This is a genomic window from Kitasatospora sp. NPDC023176 (assembly GCF_055560495.1).
In genome coordinates this window covers 22546-41706 of record NZ_JBVHIP010000022.1, presented here as the reverse complement: position 1 = coordinate 41706, position 19161 = coordinate 22546, and the positions used below count along the sequence as shown (strand labels likewise).

Below are 19161 nucleotides of genomic sequence, written 5' to 3'. Positions count from 1 at the left end.
CGCCCTTGCGGTGGCGCCCGGGACCTCGCGTCCGGGGGCCGGCCTCAGGCCGGGTAGGGCAGTTCGGCCTCGAAGGTGCCGGCCGGGCTGACGTGCAGGGCGCCGTCCGGGCCGCCGATCCGCAGCTGCCAGGGGTGCGGGCTGTCGGTGGTCACCCGGAGCCGGTCGCCCGTGCGCCGCAGCTGGAAGCGGGCGCTCTCGCCGGGGCCGTCGGTGCGCGGGATCACGGCGGTGCGCTCGGCGCCGTCGGCGAAGGCGTGCACCCGCAGTTCGACGCCCTCGGCCCAGGCGGAGACCGGGCGTTGGTCATCCGCGCCGAGCGGGACGACGGAGTCCGGGCGGGCGAGCAGCGGCAGGGTGTGGAAGCCGTGTCGTTCGCGCACCCAGCGCGGGCCGGTGATCTGGTCGCCGGTCAGGATGTTGGTCCACGTCCCCTCGGGCACGTAGTACTCGACCGTGCCGTCCTCGGTGAAGACCGGGGCGACGAGCAGGTCGTCGCCCAGCAGGTACTGCCGGTCGAGCGTCGCGGCGGCCGGGTCGTCCGGGAACTCCAGCACCATCGCGCGCATCACCGGGAGGCCGGTGGCGTGGGCCTGCTGGGCGGCGTGCTGGAGGTAGGGCGCCAGGCGGTGCTTGAGCAGGGTGAACTCGCGGGTGACCTCGACGGCCTCCTCGCCGAACTCCCACGGCACCCGGTAGGACTTGCTGCCGTGCAGCCGGCTGTGCGAGGAGAGCAGGCCGAACTGGGTCCAGCGCTTGAAGACCGCGGGGGTCGGGGTGCCCTCGAAGCCGCCGATGTCGTGGCTCCAGAAGCCGAAGCCGGACAGGCCGAGGGACAGGCCCCCGCGCAGCGACTCCGCCATCGCGTTGAAGTGCGATTCGCAGTCGCCGCCCCAGTGCACGGGGTACTGCTGGCCGCCCGCGGTGGCGGACCGGGCGAACAGCAGCGCCTCCCCCTCCCCGCGCTCCTGGCGGAGCAGCTCGAACACCGCCTGGTTGTACAGCTGGGTGTAGTAGTTGTGCATCCGCTCCGGGTCGGAGCCGTCGTGCCAGAGCACGTCGGTGGGGATGCGCTCGCCGAAGTCGGTCTTGAAGCAGTCCACGCCGATGTCCAGCAGGGTGCGCAGCTTGCCGGTGTACCAGTCCCGGGCGGCGGGGTTGGTGAAGTCCACCAGGGCCATGCCCGGCTGCCACAGGTCCCACTGCCAGACGGTGCCGTCCGGGCGGCGCACCAGGTAGCCCTCGCGCATGCCCTCGGCGAACAGCTCCGACTTCTGCGCGATGTACGGGTTGATCCAGGCGGAGATCCGCAGCCCCTGCCGCTTGAGCCGGGCCAGCATGCCGGCCGGGTCCGGGAAGGTGTCCTCGTCCCACGCGAAGTCGCACCACTGGTACTCGCGCATCCAGAAGCAGTCGAGGTGGAAGACGCTCAGCGGGATGCCTCGCTCGGCCATGCCGCCGACGAAGCGGTTGACGGTGGCCTCGTCGTAGTCCGTGGTGAAGGAGGTGGTCAGCCACAGGCCGAGCGCCCAGGCCGGGGGCAGCGCGGGGCGGCCGGTGAGGGCGGTGTAGCGCTCCAGGATCCGCTTGGGGGTGGGGCCGTGGACGATGAAGTACTCCAGCGACTGGTCCTCGACGCTGAACTGCACCTGGCCGACGGCCTCGGAGCCGATCTCGTAGCCGACCTTGCCGGGGTGGTTGACGAAGACGCCGTAGCCCCGGTTGGTCAGGTGGAACGGCACGTTCTTGTACGCCTGTTCGCTGCTGGTGCCGCCGTCCGCCTGCCAGATGTCCACCACCTGGCCGTTGCGGACGAACGGGGTGAACCGCTCCCCCAGGCCGTAGACCAGCTCACCGACGCCGAGGGCGAGCCGGCCGAGCATGTGGTGGCGGCCGTCGGCGTCGGTGACGAAGCCGGTGCCGCGCTCGCCCGCCGTGGTCAGCACCCGGCCGTCGGCGGTGAACTCCAGCTGCCACGGCTGGGCGGTGTCGACCCGCAGGGTCAGTTCGCCGGCGCTGAGCTCGACCACGTCGCCGTCCCGGCGCACCTTCCCGCTGCCCTGCTCGGCGCCGGGCAGCGCGAACTCGGGCCCGCGCCGCACCGAGCCGGCGTGGTGGGTGGTGCGCACCCCGATCACGCCCTCGGCCGGGGACCAGCACTCGACCGTCAGCAGCGGGCTGTTGAGCGTGTCACCGCGGCCGCGCACGTGCTTGACGGGCGCGTAGAGGGTCAGCCGTTGCTCATCGGCGCGGACGTCGGCGACCTCGGTGGCGTAGCGCGCGGTGACGCCCGGGCGCATCAGCCAGTAGCCGTCGGTGAACTTCATCGGGCAGGTTCCTCCGTCCGCGCGCGGTGCGCGGTGATCAGGCCCCGGTACCAGTGGTAGCTGTCCTTGGGGGTTCGGGTCAGGGTGTCGTGGTCGACGCGGACCAGGCCGGGTCACAGCTGCGGCGCCAGCCCGCGCTCGCGCAGCCAGGACAGTTGGACGGGCGGGTTGGAGCCGCAGCCGCCGGCGTGGTCGGCGAACGGCCAGACGGTCATGGTGCGGTCCTCGCCCGCGTAGTGGTTGTAGGCGGCGTAGACCGTCCGGGGCGGGCAGACCGGGTCCATCAGGCCGACGCTGAACAGGGCCGGTGCGGTGGCCCGTTGGGCGAAGTTGACGCCGTCGAAGTAGGCCAGGGTGGCGAAGGTGGGCTGCACCCGGTGCCGGCTGTGCCAGCGCAGGTAGCTGACGAGCTCCTGGTAGGGCCCGTCCAGGGCGAGCTGCGCGGCCTCGCGGTAGTGGCACAGGAACGGGACGTCGGGCATCACCGCGGCCACCCGCTCCCCGGTGAGCCCGGCGGTGGCGAGGGCCAGGCCGCCGCCCTGGCTGCCGCCGGCCAGGACGATCCGGTCGGCGTCGAGACCGGGCAGCTCCGTGACGGCGTCGACGGCCCGCACGCAGTCGGTCATCAGGCGCCGGTAGTAGTAGTTCTCCGGGGAGTCGATGCCGAGGGTCATGAAGCCCCCGACCCACTGGGTGCCGTCGCCCGTGGCCCGGTCCGGGGTGTCGTGGCCCTGTCCCCGGCTGTCCACGACGAGTTGGGCGTAGCCGGCGGCGGACCAGAACAGGTGCTCGCTGGGCAGCCCCCGGCCTCCGGAGTAGCCGATGTAGCTGACGACGACCGGCAGCGGGCCCTGGGCGCCGCGCGGGCGCAGCAGCCAGGCGGCCACCGGCTCGCCGTTCCAGCCCGGGAACCGTACGTCGTCCACCTCGACGGTGCGCAGTCCGTGCTGCGCGGTGACGCGTTCGGCCTTGACCGCCCCGCTGTGCGAGCGGGCCTCGGCGAGGGTGCGCCGCCAGAACTGGTCGAAGTCCCGCGGGATGGTCGACTCGGGCTGGTAGTCGCCGAGTTCGTCGACTCCGAAGTCGGTGGACGGCATGGGTGCTTCCTCCGGGTGGTGCGGGTTCGAGGTCGGGTGGTGGGGCGTGAGCAGTGACACGCGGGCGGCCTCCGGGCGGCGGGTGACTGCGGCGGGGTCGGAACGGATGCGGCGGCGGGCGGTCCGACCCGGCCGGGGAACCGGAAGGGGAGGGGGCGGCAGTCCTCAGCCGGCCGCGGCGAAGCGGTAGGCGGTGAGCCGGAAGTCGCCGTGCAGGGTCAGGCTCAGGTCGTACACGCCGTGGAGCGGGGCGGCGAGTTCGGCGGTGGTGCTGGTCCAGGCGTACCGGTCGCCGGTCACGGGCACGTCGATCGCGGCCAGCACCCGGTCGCCCGACCGGACTTCGAGCCGCGCCCCACCGGTGCCGACGCCCTCGCGGGCGGTCTCGACCTCGATCGCGCGGGCGCCGGAGAGATCGACCTCGCGGAACAGGAGCGTCGCGGGCTGCGCCGGATCGGTGGGCGTGACGGCGTCCCCCTCGGAGCGGGTGGCGTCGACGATGGTGGCGTCCTCGTAGTCGTCGAAGTCGACGGCCAGGATCCGCTGGTCGACGCCCGCCCGGGGTGCGGCGGGCGCCCCGGTCACGGTGAGCGGCGCGGTGAGCACCGGGTGGTCGGCGCTGCGGGCGACGATCACCTCGTAGCGGCCCGGGTCGACGACGAAGGCGCCGGTGGCGACCGACCAGTGGGCGAGTTGCTCGGCCGGCAGCCGGAACGTCAGCTCGCGGCTCCGCCCCGGCTCCAGCCGGACCTTGCGGAAGTCGGCCAGGCGCAGCCGGGGCGCCTCGTAACGGGCGTCCAGGGCGCGGACGTAGAGCTGGACCACCTCGCTGCCGGGCCGCGCTCCCCCGTTCTCCAGGGTGACGGTGACGTCGACCGCGTCGTCCCGGCCGATCGACGGCTGCGACAGCCGCAGGTCGTGGTAGCCGAAGTCGGTGTAGGAGAGCCCGTGGCCGAAGGAGTAGAGCGGGTCGGAGCGGTGGTACTGGTAGGTCCAGCCGGCCTTGATGATGTCGTAGTCGAGCGGGGCGGGCAGCGGGTCGTCGCCCCGGTACCAGGTCTGCGGCAGGCGGCCGGCCGGTTCGGCCTCGCCGAGCAGTACGGCGGCCAGCGCGCGGCCTGTTTCCTGCCCGCCGTGGGAGGTCCACACCACGGCGGGCAGGTGTTCGTCGGCCCAGTCGAGGGCGTAGGGGTAGCTGCTCATCACGACCAGGGCGGTGTCCGGGCGGACGGCCGCGACGGCGCGCAGCAGTTCCTCCTGCCCCTCGGGCAGGTCGATGTCCGCGCGGTCCTCGGTCTCGCGGCCGTTGATCATCGGGTGGTTGCCGAGGACGACCACGGCGAAGTCCGCCGCCCCGGCGGCGGCCCGGGCCTCGGCGGCGCCGTCGCGAACCAGCTCGCGCTGCCAGTGTTCGGCGTCCTCCGCGCTCTCGGCGGTGACGCTCACCCGGCCGTCGAGCGGGTCGACGGCGGCGTAGCGTCCGGTGAACACCGAGCGCAGCAGCACGGTGCCGGGGCCGGCCGGTTCGAGCCGGAAGGTCTCCTTGACGAACCAGCTCTTGATGACGTCCTGGCCGGCCGCCAGCGCGTCGTCGTCCTGGAGGCTCAGGTAGCGGCCGGTGTCGGCGGCGCGCAGGGTGGAGGCGCCGCCGCCCCAGTCGGTCACGTCGAAGGCGGACGTGCCGAGCAGCTCACCCGTGGTGCGCGAGCGCAGGGTGATCCGGTCGGAGCCCTCCACCGGAAGCACCTCGCCACCGTGGGCGCCGAGGGTCTCGGCCAGTCCGTCGGCGATGCTCACCCGGTACGGCATGGTGCCGCTGTACCAGTCCTCGAAGAGGGTGTCGGCGAGCGGGCCGATGACGGCGATCCGCGGCGCGCGGGCCGGGTCGAGCGGCAGCAGGCCGTCGTTCTTGAGCAGCACGGTCGACTCGGTCGCGGCCTGCCGGGCCAGCGAGCGGTGCCCGGGGCTGTCGATCACCTCGGGGCCGGTGCCGGCGTACGGGTCCAGCTCGGGGTCGAACTCGCCGAGGCGGAAGCGCAGTTCGAGCTGGCGCCGGACGGCGCGGTCCACGTCGGCCTCGTCGATCAGGCCGCGCTTCAGCGCCTCGCGAAGGCGGCCGACCGGGATCTCGGTGTCCTCGCCGTGGTCGGTGAAGCTGTCGATGCCGGCCTTGAGCGCGGCCGCGTGGGACTCGGCGTGGTCGTCGAAGTAGTGCTCCGGGTCGACCAGGTTGGAGGGGGCCTCGGCGTCGCTGACCACGAACAGCTCGTGGCCGGTCGGCCGGGCCCAGCGGCGCAGTTCCGCCTCGATCAGCGGACTGACGTGGCAGGGGCGGCCGTTGACCAGGTTGTAGGCGGCCATCGCGCCGGTCGCGGCGCCGGAGGCGATGACGGGCCGGAAGGCGGCGAGGTCGTACTCCTGGAGGACGCGTGGGCGCAGTCCGGAGGAGGTGGTGCAGCGGTCGTCCTCGTTGTTGTAGGCGAGGAAGTGCTTGAGCACCGGGGCGGTCCGCAGGTAGGTCGGGTGGTCGCCGGTGAGGCCGTTGCAGAATGCCTCGCCGACCCGCGCGGTGTGCACCGGGTCCTCGGAGTAGGCCTCCTCGTTGCGTCCCCAGCGCGGGTCGCGCAGCAGGTTGAGCACGGGGGCCCAGGCCTGGAGGGAGTGGGGGCCGCGCTCGGGGGAGCCGATCGCCGGCGGGCGGTGGTAGTGGAAGGCCCGCAGCTCGGTCGAGACGGCCTCGGCGACCTCGCGCACCAGGTCCTCGTCCCAGCTGGCGCCGAGGCCGACGGCCTGCGGGAAGACCGTTGCCAAGCCGAGCCAGGAGACGCCGTGCAGGCCCTCGCTGCCGGTGCGGAAGGGGGCCACGCCCAGGCGCGGGACGGCCGGCGCGTACTGGTGCAGCATCGCGAGCCGTTCGTCGAGCGTGAGCCGGTGGAGCAGGTCGTCGGCACGCCGGCGCAGGGGCAGCGTGGGGTTGCGGAAGTCGGGCAGGCCGGCTGCGGACGCGGGCACGGAACTCACGTGGGGCACCCCTCGGACGGGCTGGGCTCGGGTGGCTGTGCATCGAAGCGCTTCGACGCTGGCACGCCTCGGAAGGACTGTCAACTCCCCTGGAAACAACCGATTTTGCATTTGTTCAGACTCTTGCTCAACCAGTAACGCGTCGTTAGTCTCGCCGAAACATCCAAGCGCTTCGACGCTTTGGTGCCTCGACTGTGCTTCGACTGTGCTTCGACGGAGAGGGGCCACGCCACCATGAGATCCGGGCTGAACCGCAGGAGCTTTCTGAGTACCGCCGCCACGGTCGCCGGAGCCGCCGCGATGGCGCCCCTGCTGTCCGCCTGCGGCGGCGGCTCGACCAGGAAGGCCGGCGCGAACACCAAGGAGGGCCTGAGGGCGGCCCTGCCGACCTACGCGCCGAACGCCAACGCGGTCAAGCCGGACATAGCCCCTGTGCAGGGCGGATCCGACGTCGCGACCGACGCGGGCTACCTCTCCTACCCGGCGTCCCCGCCCGCCACCGTGTCCGGCGTTCCGGGCAGGGGCGGCAGCTACACGGCGGTCACCCCGCTGTGGGGCACCGCCCCGCCGGTCGGCAACTCCTTCTACCAGGCGATGGACAAGGCGCTCGGGGTCGAGCTGACCATGAAACCGGCGGACGGGATCAACTACAGCACCATCATCCCGACGATGACCGCCGCCAAGAAGCTGCCGGACTGGATCAACCTGCCGTCCTGGCTGAACGCCAACTTCAACACCGGCAGGCTGGTCGGCACCCAGCTCGCGGACCTGACCCCGTACCTGTCCGGCGACAACGCCAAGAAGTACCCCAACCTGGCCGCCCTCCCCAGCGGCGCCTGGCAGATGGGGGTCTGGGGCGACAAGCTCTACGGGATCCCCTGCTTCTCCAGCAGCTTCGGCATCCCCGGAGCCACCTTCTACCGCCGGGACATCCTCGATGCCCGCGGCATCACGGCCGACCAGGTCACCTCCGCCGACGACCTGATGAACATCGGCAAGGAACTGACCGATGCCAAGCGGGGCGTGTGGGCCTTCGACGACGTGTGGACCTACCTCCAGTTCTCCTGGGGCGTTCCCATGAACTGGAAGGTCGACAACGGCAAGCTGGTCCACCCGTTCGAGACCCAGGAGTTCCTGGAGGCCCTCGCCTGGCACTACCGCCTGGCCACCGCGGGCTACATGCACCCGGACACCCTCGCCGGTGACGTCGCCAACGGAGCCACCCGCTTCTACAGCGGCAAGGTGCTCATCGGGGGCGGCGGACTGGGCGCCTGGAACCTGGCCGACCACCAGTCCGGCACCGCCGCGGACCCGAACTACCGACGCGGCGCGTTCAACGCCGTCACCGCCGACGGCAAGGGCACGCCGGTGATCTACCTGGGCGCGGCCGCCAGCATGATCAGCTACCTCAACGCCGATCTGAAGCCCGCGCAGATCGAGGAACTCCTCGCCGTCGCGAACTACCTCGCCGCCCCCTACGGCACGGCCGAGTACACCCTGGTCAACTACGGTGTCGAGGGCGTCCACCACACCCGGGTGAACGGCGTGCCGACCTTCACCGAGGAGGGCAAGAAGGACGTCCAGGCGACGACCTTCCCGTTCCTGGCCGCTCCCGGCTCCGTGATCAGCAACCCGGGCGGCGACCAGGTCACCAAGGACTACACGTCCTGGTCCGCCGCCAACGTCAAGTACCTCACCAAGCCGCCCTTCTGGGGCATGAACTTCAGCATGCCGCCGGCCCTCGCCACGGCCTCGGCCGCGCAGAGCGTCAACGACACCATCAAGGACTGCTACCACGGCAAGAAGAAGGTCTCCGACGTGCAGGACGCCATCGCCGGCTGGCGCTCCGGCCCCGGGGAGCGGCTCAAGCAGTGGATGACCGACAACGTCCTCGACAAGTACGGCACCGGCCGGTGAGCACCGCGGCCCCGAAGCGCCCGGCGGGCCCCGCGCGGCTCGGCTGGCGGACCAGGCTGCGGCGCGACAGGTCCCTCCTGTTGATGACGGTGCCCGCGGTCGTCCTGCTCCTGGTGTTCAACTACGTCCCGCTGTTCGGCATCGTCACCGCCTTCCAGGAGTACGACCCGCTGGTCGGGGTCTGGCACAGCGAATGGGTCGGCTTCGACCAGTTCCAGCAGCTGTTCGGCGACCCGGCGTTCTGGGCCTCGATGAAGAACACGCTGTACCTCAGCTTCGTCCAGCTGATCCTGTTCTTCCCCGTCCCCATCGCCCTGGCCCTGCTGCTCAACTCGGTGATCAGCGAACGGATCCGCAACGTCTTCCAGTCCGTGGTCTACCTGCCGCACTTCTTCTCGTGGGTGCTGGCGGTCACGATCTTCCAGCAGATGCTGGGCGGCGCCGGCGTGCTCAACCAGTTCCTGCGCCAGCACGACATCGGCACCTGGGACATCATGACCAACCCGCACACCTTCGCGCTGCTGGTCACCTCCCAGGCGATCTGGAAGGAGGCGGGCTGGGGGATCATCGTCTTCCTCGCGGCGCTGAGCGCGATCAACAGCGAGCTGTACGAGGCAGCGGCGGCGGACGGCGCCGGCCGGTTCCGGCGGATGTGGCACATCACGCTGCCGGGACTGCGCGGGGTGATCGTGCTGATGCTGGTCCTGCGGCTCGGCAACGCCCTGTCCGTGGGCTTCGAGCAGTTCCTGGTCCAGCGCGACGCCGTCGGCCACGAGGCCGCGGACGTCCTGGACACCTTCTCCTTCTACTACGGCATCTCCACCGGCGGCTACAGCTACGGCGCGGCGGCCGGGCTCTTCAAGAGCGCGGTCTCGCTGCTGCTCGTCTGGGGTGCCAACCGGCTGGCGCACGCCTTCGGCGAGGACGGGCTGTACCGCACATGACCAACGCACTCACCATGGCTTCGCGCCGCGAGAAGCGCCGCACGGCGGCGGCCGCCCGCCGCCGGGCCGGCTCCGCCCGCCCACCGTGGGAGGAGCCGCCCACCGCCGTCGGCCAGGCCGCCAAGGGGCTCACGCTCGGCGGGACGCTCGCCGTCATCCTGGTCCCGCTCTGGGTCATCATCCTCACCAGCTTCTCCACACCCGGCGCCATCAACCGGGCCGGCGGCCTGGTGATCTGGCCGGACGGCCTGACCACCGCGACGTACCACCAGATGCTCAGCGACCCGACGGTCGTCACCGCGCTGGGGGTAAGCCTGGGCATCACCGTGGTCGGCACCGCGCTGTCCATGGCCGTCTCCGTCCTGTGCGCCTACGGCCTCTCCCGGCCGCGCTCCCTCGGGCACCGCTTCGTCCTGCTGCTGCTGATCACCACGATGTTCATCAGCGGCGGCCTGATCCCCGGCTTCCTGGTCGTCACCGGCCTCGGCGGCTACGGCCAGTGGTGGTCCCTGATCCTGCCGAGCGCGGTCTCCGTCTTCAACATCCTGGTGCTGCGCGCCTTCTACCAGGAGACCTCCTCCGAACTGATCGACGCGGCCCGGATGGACGGCGCCGGGGAGTGGCGCATCCTGTGGTCCGTCGTCCTGCCCACCTCACGCGCCGTCACCGCCGTCACCGCGCTGTTCTACGCGGTCGGGTACTGGAACTCCTTCTTCAACGTCATGCTCTACATGCCGACGGACAGTCAGAAGTGGCCGCTGCAGTACGTACTGCTCACCTACGTCAACCGGGCCAACGGCCTGCCCGGTTCGGTCAACTCCGGCTTCGGAGAGACCCATGTGCAGACCGCACCGCTGTCGCTGCAGATGGCGGTCGTGGTCCTCACCCTGGTACCACTGGTGATCGTGTACCCGTTCGTGCAGAAGCACCTGCGTACCGGCGTCCTCACCGGTGCGATCAAGGGCTGAGCCGTCCGTGCCGGGCCTGACGGGCCCCGCGGACCGGGAGCGGTCCCACCGCGGGCCCGCCCCTCACACGACCGGGACGCTCCCGAGCGGAACCGACACGAAGGAAGCAGAACGATGGTGACACTCGCCGATGTGGCCAGGCACGCCGGCGTCTCGTCCAGCACGGTCAGCTACGCCCTCAGCGGCAAGCGCCCGATCTCCGACGGGACCAGGACCCGCATCGAGCAGGCCATCACCGACCTCGGCTACCACCCCAACGCGGGTGCCCGCGCCCTCGCCGGCAAACGCTCCCACATCATCGCCCTGGTGGTGCCGCTCCACCCCGAGGTACACGTCCCCACCATGATGGAGATCGCCATCGCCGTCACCGTGGCGGCCCGTGAGCACGGCTACGACGTCCTGCTGCTCACCAACGACGAAGGGCCCGAAGGCGTCCGCCGGGTCGCCGCCACCGGCCTCGCCGACGGCGTCATCCTGATGGACGTCCGGCTGGACGACGAGCGCATCCCGGTCCTGCGCGCCGAGGAGATCCCGGCCGCGCTCATCGGCCTGCCCGACGACCCCGCCGGACTCTCCTGCGTCGACCACGACTTCGCCACCGCGGGCGCCCTGTGCGCCGACCACCTGGCCGACCTCGGCCACCGCGACATCGCCTTCATCGGCTACAGCAGCGGCGTCTACCGGCGCCACGCCGGATACGCCGAACGTACCCTCCACGGCTTCCGCGCCCGCGCCGAGCGGCGGAACCTGCGCTTCCTCCACCGGCCCTGCGCGGGCACCTACGAGAGCACCGCCGGCACCCTGGCCCGGATCCTCGCGGACCGCCCGGACACCACCGGGTTCGTGGTGCAGAACGAGTCGGCGATCGGCCCGCTGCTCAGCCTCCTACGCGCCAGCGGGCGGACCGTGCCGGAGGACGCCTCCGTCATCGCCATCTGCCCCGACCCGATGGCCGAGCAGCACTCACCCCGGCTCACCTCCGTGACCAGTCCGAAGAAGGACCTCGGGCAGGTCGCCGTCGAGCAGGTCATGGCGAGGATCGCCGCGGCCGCCGCGGGCACCCGGCCGGAGGACCGACTCCTCCTGATGCCACCGGAACTGGTGGTCCGTGAAAGCACCGCCCCGGCCCCGCCCCGCAGTTGACCCCACGACGAGAAGGACGGTTCCCAGATGGACATCCGCCGGCTCACCGACCGCCTCGGCGGCCTCGCCTACGGCGGGGACTACAGCCCCGAGCAGTGGGACGCCGAGGTGTGGAAGCAGGACGACGAGTTGATGCGCCGGGCCCGGATCAACCTCGCCACCGTCGGCGTCTTCTCCTGGGCCCTGATGGAACCCGAGGAGGGGCGTTACGACTTCGACTGGCTCGACGCCCACCTCGACCGGCTGCACACGGCCGGCGTCGCCGTCGACCTCGCCACCCCCACCGCCTCCCCGCCGCCCTGGTTCACCCTGGCCCACCCGGACGCCCTGCCGGTCCGCCCCGACGCCACCAGGCTCACCCACGGCAGCCGGGACACCTACTGCCTCGCCTCCCCCGCCTACCGCCGGGCCGCGCGCCACATCGCCGCCGCCCTCGCCGAACGCTACGGCGACCACCCGGCGCTCGCCCTGTGGCACGTCCACAACGAGTACGCGACCCGCTGCCACTGCGACCACACCGCCGCCGCCTTCCGGGTCTGGCTGCGCGCCCGCCACGGCTCCCTCGCAGCCCTCAACGAGGCCTGGGGGACGGCCTTCTGGAGCCAGCGCTACACCGCGTGGGAGCAGGTCCTGCCGCCCCGCGCCAGCCAGTGGCACCGCAACCCCGGCCAGGCGCTGGACTTCAGCCGCTTCTGGTCCGACGAGACCCTCGCCGCCTACCGGGAGCAGCGCGACGCGATCCGCGCCCACAGCGACCGCCCGGTCACGACCAACCTCATGCTGCCCGGCTACCAGAACCTCGACCTGTGGGCCTTCGGCCGCGAGGTCGACGTGGTCTCCGTCAACCACTACCCCAGCGCCCCCGGCGTCGACGCCGCCGCCCACGCCGCCTTCGACGCCGACCGGGCCCGCTCGTTCGCCGGCGGCGCCCCCTGGCTGCTGATGGAACAGGGCACCAACACCGTCTACGCCGCCGGCCGGGTCCTGGCCAAGGACCCGGGGGACATCCTGCGCCACTCGCTCGCCCACATCGCCCGCGGCTCGGAGGGGGCCCTGTTCTTCCAGTGGCGCCAGTCCCGGGCCGGCGCCGAACAGTGGCACTCGGCGATGGTCCCGCACGCCGGGCCGGACAGCCGCACCTTCCGCGAAGTCACCGCGGTCGGCGAGGCCGTCGCCCGGCTCGGCGAACTCGCTGGCTCCGCCGTCCGGACCGAGGTCGCCGTGCTGCACGACTCCGACGCCTGGTGGGCGCTGACGGTCGACGGCCTCCCCTCGTCCGAACTCGACTACTTCGCCGCGCTGCGCCGCGCCCACCGGGCACTGTGGGACGCCGGCCGGACGGTCGACTTCGCCCACCCCGGGCACGACCTCGGCCACTACCGGCTGGTCATCGCCCCGGCCCTTTTCCTGCTGTCCGATGTGAACGCTCACAACCTGCGCCGCTACGTCGCCGCCGGCGGCACCCTGCTCGTCCAGCACTTCAGCGGCATGGTCGACGAGCGCCTCCACTCCCGGCTCGGCGGCTACCCCGCCGCACCGCTGCGCGAGGCGCTCGGCATCCGGGTCGAGGAGTACCGTCCGCTGCGGCAGGGCGAGGAACTGACGCTCTCCGACGGCTCGACGGCCACGTCCTGGACCGAGTCCCTGCGCACCGAGGGCGCCGAGGCAGTCGCCGCCTACACCGACGGCATGCTCGACGGCAGTCCGGCGCTCACCCGCCACGCCTTCGGCTCCGGCCACGGCTGGTACCTCTCCACCCGGCTCGACGACACCGGCTACGCCGCCCTCGTCGGCCGACTGCTCTCCGAAGCCGGTGCCGTCCCGGAGCTGCCGGGGCTGCCGCCCGGCGTCGAGGCCGTCACCCGGCACGCTCCGGACGGCCGCAGCTGGCACGTGTTGATCAACCACGGTGCCGACCTCGTCCCGCTGCCGCAGGCGGGCCATGACCTGCTCACGGACGGGCCCGTGCACCGACTGCCGCCCGGCGGCTGCGCGGTGCTGCGCGCGCACTGACCGCACCTCATGTCCCCCGGACCGAGGAAGGCACCATGAGCGACCCGCACGAGACGATCCGCTGGGGCCACCATGCCCTGGACCTGGAGATCGCCCTGGACGAGCAGGGCCCGCCCCGCCTGGTCCGCCTCGGCGCGCCCGGCGAGAAGACCGCCACCCCGCGCCCAGGAGCACCGCTGCCGCTGGTGGAGGTGACCACCGCCGCCCTCGGCCGCTACTGGTCGGGCCGGCACCTCGTCAACAGCGCCCTCGGCGGACGGCTGCGCCACCGCTCCCACCACGCGACCCGGGACGGCGACTGGCACGTGCTCACCGTCGAACTCCACGACCCGGAGACCGGCCTGACCGCCGAGGCGGTCTACCGCTCCCCGGACGGCCTGCCGGTCTTGCGCAGCGAGGTGCTGCTGCGCAACGACGGGCCGCGCACGCTGCACCTGGAGTCGGTCTCCTCACTCGTGGCGGGCTGCCTCACCGGGGGCGACCCGGCGGCGCTGGACACCGCCGACCTGCTGTGGGCGGAGAACGAGTGGTTCGCCGAGTGCCGCTGGCACCGCCAGCCGCTGAGGGTGTCCTCGCCCGAGCGCAGCGGCCGCGTCCACACCACCTCCGGCCGCAGCGCCCGCGTCGCGGCCGGTCAGGGCGCGTGGTCCAGCTGCGGCCAGCTGCCGATGGGCGGTCTGACGGACCGCACGTCGGGCCGCACCTGGCTGTGGCAGATCGAGCACAACGGCGGTGGCTGGCGCTGGGAGTGCGGTGTTCGCGACGACACCGCGTACGCGGCGCTGTACGGCCCCGACGACGCGGACCACGGCTGGCGCCACCCGCTGGAGCCGGGCGCCGAGTTCCGGACCGTGCCCGTGGCGCTCGCCCTGGCCGCGGACGGCGGCTCGGACGCCGCCTTCGCCGCCCTCACCCGCTACCGCCGCGCCACCCGCCGGCCGCACCCCGACCACCGCCGGCTGCCGGTCATCTTCAACGACTACATGAACTGCCTGATGGGCGACCCGACCACGGCCAAGCTGCTGCCGCTGGTGGACGCCGCCGCCGAGGCCGGCGCGGAGTACTTCGTCATCGACGCCGGCTGGTACGACGACGGCGACAACTGGTGGAGCTCCGTCGGCGCCTGGGAGCCGTCGGCCTCCCGGTTCCCGGGGCCGAAGGGGATCCACGAGGTCCTGGACCGCATCCGGGAGCGGGGCATGGTCCCGGGCCTGTGGCTGGAGCCGGAGGCGGTCGGGGTGAACAGCCCGGTGGCCGGCTCCCTTCCGGAGGAGGCGTTCTTCCGGCGCGACGGACACCGTGTGGAGGAGGGCGGCGGCCGCTACCACCTGGACCTGCGCCACCCGGCCGCCCGGGCCCACCTGGACGCCGTGGTGGACCGCCTGGTCGGGGAGTGGGGCGTCGGCTACCTCAAGCTCGACCACAACACCGACCCGGGCTCCGGCACCAGCAGCCACCCGGCCGAGGCCCCGGCGGCCGGCCTGCTCGGCCACAACCGGGCCCAACTCGCCTGGCTGGACGGCATCCTGGACCGGCACCCGGACCTGGTGATCGAGAACTGCGCCTCCGGCGGCATGCGGATGGACCACGCCCTGCTCTCCCGGCTCCAGCTACAGTCCACCAGTGACCAGCAGGACCTGCTGCGCTACGCACCCATCGCGGCTGCGGCCCCCACCGCCGTCACGCCCGAGCAGGGCGCGGTCTGGTCGTACCCCTTGCCCGAGGACTCCCTCGACGAGGTCGCCCTCACCATGGCCAACGCGCTCCTCGGCCGCATCCACCTCTCCGGCCGGATCACCGATCTCTCCCCGGCGGCACGGGACTTGGTGCACGAGGCGGTAGCCGTCCACAAGTCGATCCGCGCCGACCTGCCGAAGGCACTGCCCGGCTGGCCGCTCGGTCTCCCGGGCTGGGAGGACCCGTGGATCGCCCTGGCACTGCACACCCCGGCCACCACCTACGTCACCGCCTGGCGCCGCTCCGGCGAGGAGACCGTCAGGGATCTCGACCTGCCCCACCTGGCCGGCGCCGAGGTCCGCGTCGAGGTGCTCTACCCGTCGTCCAGCCAGGCCTGCGCCACCTGGCACCCCTGCACCGCCGAACTCACCCTGGCCCTGCCGGCGGCCCCGTCCGCCGTCCTGCTGCGCCTCACCAGGATGTCCGCCGAGAGGAGTTGACGATGCGTCAGGCGACCGCGCGCGCCCCACCGCGCCGGCCCGCATCCGTACGGAACACGCTCAGCGTCCGGGCCAGATCCCGAGCAGCCGCTCCGGCCCCCACCGTCCAGAACGCGGGAGTTCGATCCCCCACCCGAACACCACGCACCCCCACCCCTGGAGGGACGCAGTGAAGTCACCCGTCCAGTCTTGTCGTGAACGCGCCATAGCTGTCGCGGCGGCCCTGGCACTCGCGGTCACCGGCGCGATCGCCGCCGTCGCACCGCCCGCCGCCGCCGCGAACTCCGTGTCGGTGTCCGTCGACGCCGCCCTGCAGCGCGCCACCGTCCCCGCCACCGGCGTCGGCGTGAACATCCCGGTCTACGACGCCGGCATGAACGCCGCCACCACCCCGGGCCTGCTCAGTACGGCTGGCATCAACACCGTCCGCTACCCCGGCGGCAGCCACTCCGACGTCTACCACTGGCAGACCGGCACCGCCGAGGGCGGTGCCTACGTCGCCCCGAACACCGGCTTCGACGCCTTCATGAGCACCGTGCGAGCCGCCGGGGCACAGCCGATCATCACCGCCAACTACGGCTCCGGCACCCCGCAGGAGGCCGCCGCCTGGGTCCAGTACGCCAACGTCACCAAGGGCTACGGCGTCAAGTACTGGGAGATCGGCAACGAGGTCTACGGCAACGGCGAGTACGGCGCCAACTGGGAGTACGACACCCACACCAGCAAGAGCGCAACGACCTACGCGAACAACCTGGTGCAGTACATCTCGGCGATGAAGGCGGCCGACCCGAGCGTCAAGATCGGCGCCGTGCTGACCACCCCCGGCTACTGGCCGGACGGCATCGTCGGCCCGGGCGACACCATGGACTGGAACCACACGGTCCTGTCGATCGCCGGCTCGAAGATCGACTTCGCCATCGTGCACGCCTACCCCACCAGCACCAGCCCGGCCGACCTGCTCACCAAGCCGCAGGCCCAGAACCCGAACATCGCCGGCGCCGTGCGCTCGCTGATCAACCAGTACGCCGGATCCAACGCCCCCAACGTCGGCATCGCGGTGACCGAGGCGAACGCCCAGGCCTACCTGGACACCTCCCCGAACGGACTGTTCGCCCCGGACAACTACCTCACCTGGCTGGAGAACGGCGCGTTCAACGTCGACTGGTGGGACCTGCGCAACGGCACCGACTGCACGAAGGTGACCACCGTCGAGGGCGCCACCGACTACAACGACGGCGGCATGGTCTCCAGCGGCTCCCCCTGCGAGCCGGCCGTCAACACGCCCTTCCCCGCCTACTACGGCACCCAGATGATCTCCAGGCTGGGCGCACCCGGGGACACCCTGGTCAAGGCCGCCAGCTCGTCCGCGCTGCTCTCCGCGCACGCCGTCCGCCGCGCCGACGGCGACGTGGACGTCATGCTGATCAACAAGGACCCGAACAACGACGCCACGGTGAACCTCTCGTACAGCGGGTTCACCCCCTCCTCCGCCGCCCCGACCGTCCACTCCTACCTCAAGAACGCCCACGGGATCGGCACCGCCCAGTCCGGCAGCCCGACCACCCAGACCGTGCCCGCCTACGGCATCACGGTCGTCCAGATGCACCCGACCGACGCGCCCTGCCGGGTCGTCTACGCCAAGAGCCAGTGGTCGGGCGTCACCGTCGCCAACCTGACCGTCGTCAACAACGGCCTCGGCCAGGTCAACGGCTGGTCCCTCGGCTTCACCTTCCCCGGTGACGCCGGCATCACCAACACCTGGAACGCCTCGGCCTCGCAGAGCGGCCCGAACGTCACCGCCCAGAACGTGTCCTACAACGCCTCCGTCCCGCAGGGCGGCAGCGTCCAGTGGGGCTTCAGGGCCACCTGGTCCAGCAGTGACGCCAACCCCTCCGCCTTCCGGTTCAACGGCGCCTCCTGCGCGATCGGCTGAACCGCCGAACCGGTGGTGCCCCTGGCTCCCCGGGGCCCGGGGCGCCACCCCCGACCCATGAAGACCCGAGAGGAACCGACCACGTGTCAGTCCAGCCCGAGCCCGCCGGCACCGTCCCCAACCCGGTGATCCCCGGCTTCCACCCCGACCCCAGCGTCTGCCGCGTGGGCGACGACTACTACCTCGCCTGCTCCAGCTTCGAGTACTTCCCCGGCATCCCGGTCTTCCACAGCCGCGACCTGGTGAACTGGGCGCGGATCGGCAACGCCCTGGACCGGCCGAGCCAGCTGAACCTGCCACTGGAGTCGCCGTCCTCCGGCGGGATCTACGCCCCGACGCTGCGCCACCACGACGGCCGCTTCTGGCTGATCGTCACCAATGTCAGCGGGGAAGGGAACCTGCTCTTCACCGCGACCGACCCGGCCGGCCCCTGGTCCGACCCGGTCCGGCTGCCCGGCGTCCACGGCATCGACCCGGACCTCGCCTGGGACGAGGACGGCACCTGCTTCTGCACCGTCGCCGGCGTCTCCCAGGTCCGCCTCGACCCGGCCACCGGCGAGACCCTCGGCGAGCCGCAGCGGATCTGGTCCGGCGCCCCCGGCGCTGCGGCCCCCGAAGCCCCGCATCTGTACCGGATCGGCGCGTACTGGTACCTGATGATCGCCGAGGGCGGCACCGAGCGCGGCCACGCCGTCTCCATCGCCCGAGGCACCTCGCCCTCCGGCCCGTTCGAGCCCTGCCCGACGAACCCGGTACTGACCCACCGCGGCATCGACAGCCCCGTCCAGAACACCGGGCACGCCGACCTCGTCCAGGCTCCCGACGGCTCCTGGTGGATGGTGCTGCTCGCCGTCCGGCCGCGCGGCGGCACCCCCGCCTGGTACGTGCTCGGCCGGGAGACCTTCCTCGCCCCCGTCGAATGGATGGACGGCTGGCCGGTGGTCGGCCGGGTCACCCCCGAACTGCCCACCCCGGCCTGGCCGTTGCACCCGATGCCCACCGTCCCGGCCCGGGACGACTTCGACCAGGCCGAGCTGCACCCCCAGTGGATCTCCGTACGCCGGCGCACCGAGCAGCTGTGCACCACGAAGGAACGGTCCGGCTGGCTCACCCTGCGCGCCGCCGGCGCCTCCCTCGACGAGAACGACGTGGTGTTCGTCGGGCGGCGCCAGCAGCACCTCGGCTGCCGCGCCCGCACGCTGATCGATCCCACCGAGGGACGCGGCGGCCTCGCCGTCCGCATGGACGAGGACCACCACTACGAGATCGAGGCGGCCGACGGCGAGGTGAAGGTGCTCGCCCGGATCGGATCGCTGCGCACCGAGGTCGCCTCCCGTGCGATGCCCGCCGGAGCCGTGGTGCTCGGTGTCGACGTCGTCCCGCGCCAGACGCGAGGCCCGCGCACCGGCCCCGACGACGTCGTCCTCGGCATCGAGGAGCCGGACGGAACCTTCACCGAGCTCGCGGGCCTCGACGGCCGCTACCTCTCCACCGAAGTGGCCGGCGGCTTCACCGGCCGGGTCATCGGCATGTACGCCGCCGAAGGCACCGTCCACTTCGACTGGTTCGACTACGAGCCCCTTCCGCTCCCCTGACCAGCCGTCGGGGGCTCCCCCACCCC

11 protein-coding genes are annotated in these 19161 nt (G+C 72.3%); 8 read left to right on the top strand and 3 right to left on the bottom strand.

From position 1 onward, the window contains the following. Positions 1-44 precede the first annotated feature (44 nt). The 3 genes from yicI to ACZ3YL_RS26605 all read right to left on the bottom strand — a co-directional run bounded on the left by yicI (position 45) and on the right by ACZ3YL_RS26605 (position 6445). Positions 45-2327 (bottom strand): alpha-xylosidase, encoded by a 2283-nt coding sequence (yicI, locus tag ACZ3YL_RS26615; protein WP_465660094.1) that lies wholly within the window; start codon positions 2325-2327, stop codon positions 45-47. A gap of 113 nt (positions 2328-2440) precedes the next feature. Further along, the gene (locus tag ACZ3YL_RS26610; RefSeq protein WP_465660093.1) at positions 2441-3424 is read right to left on the bottom strand and encodes an acetylxylan esterase; all 984 of its coding nucleotides are present in this window, start codon (positions 3422-3424) and stop codon (positions 2441-2443) included. A 165-nt stretch (positions 3425-3589) separates the two neighbouring features. Then, on the bottom strand, positions 3590-6445 hold the full coding sequence (locus tag ACZ3YL_RS26605) for a glycoside hydrolase family 3 C-terminal domain-containing protein (protein ID WP_465660092.1): 2856 nt from the start codon (positions 6443-6445) through the stop codon (positions 3590-3592). Between the two features lie 300 nt (positions 6446-6745). Between ACZ3YL_RS26605 and ACZ3YL_RS26600 the strand changes: the two genes are divergently transcribed. The 8 genes from ACZ3YL_RS26600 to ACZ3YL_RS26565 all read left to right on the top strand — a co-directional run bounded on the left by ACZ3YL_RS26600 (position 6746) and on the right by ACZ3YL_RS26565 (position 19135). Further along, positions 6746-8362 (top strand): type 2 periplasmic-binding domain-containing protein, encoded by a 1617-nt coding sequence (locus tag ACZ3YL_RS26600; RefSeq protein WP_465660091.1) that lies wholly within the window; start codon positions 6746-6748, stop codon positions 8360-8362. Beyond that, on the top strand, positions 8317-9306 hold the full coding sequence (locus ACZ3YL_RS26595; RefSeq protein ID WP_465660090.1) for an ABC transporter permease: 990 nt from the start codon (positions 8317-8319) through the stop codon (positions 9304-9306). The genes ACZ3YL_RS26600 and ACZ3YL_RS26595 overlap by 46 nt, the downstream gene beginning before the upstream one ends. Then, entirely contained in the window at positions 9303-10274 is a 972-nt protein-coding gene (locus tag ACZ3YL_RS26590) for a carbohydrate ABC transporter permease (protein ID WP_465660089.1), read from the top strand. The genes ACZ3YL_RS26595 and ACZ3YL_RS26590 overlap by 4 nt, the downstream gene beginning before the upstream one ends. A gap of 114 nt (positions 10275-10388) precedes the next feature. Continuing rightward, positions 10389-11417, top strand: a complete 1029-nt coding sequence (locus ACZ3YL_RS26585) for a LacI family DNA-binding transcriptional regulator (RefSeq protein ID WP_188307710.1) — start codon at positions 10389-10391, stop codon at positions 11415-11417. Positions 11418-11444: 27 nt separating this feature from the next. Beyond that, a complete protein-coding gene (locus ACZ3YL_RS26580; RefSeq protein WP_465660088.1) occupies positions 11445-13430 on the top strand; it encodes a beta-galactosidase in 1986 nt (661 codons plus the stop codon). 35 nt (positions 13431-13465) lie between these two features. Next, positions 13466-15607, top strand: coding sequence for a glycoside hydrolase family 36 protein (locus ACZ3YL_RS26575; protein ID WP_465660087.1), 2142 nt, complete (start codon positions 13466-13468; stop codon positions 15605-15607). 169 nt (positions 15608-15776) lie between these two features. After that, on the top strand, positions 15777-17540 hold the full coding sequence (locus tag ACZ3YL_RS26570; protein ID WP_465660086.1) for a cellulose binding domain-containing protein: 1764 nt from the start codon (positions 15777-15779) through the stop codon (positions 17538-17540). Between the two features lie 83 nt (positions 17541-17623). After that, positions 17624-19135 (top strand): glycoside hydrolase family 43 protein, encoded by a 1512-nt coding sequence (locus ACZ3YL_RS26565; RefSeq protein ID WP_465660085.1) that lies wholly within the window; start codon positions 17624-17626, stop codon positions 19133-19135. Positions 19136-19161 lie beyond the last annotated feature (26 nt).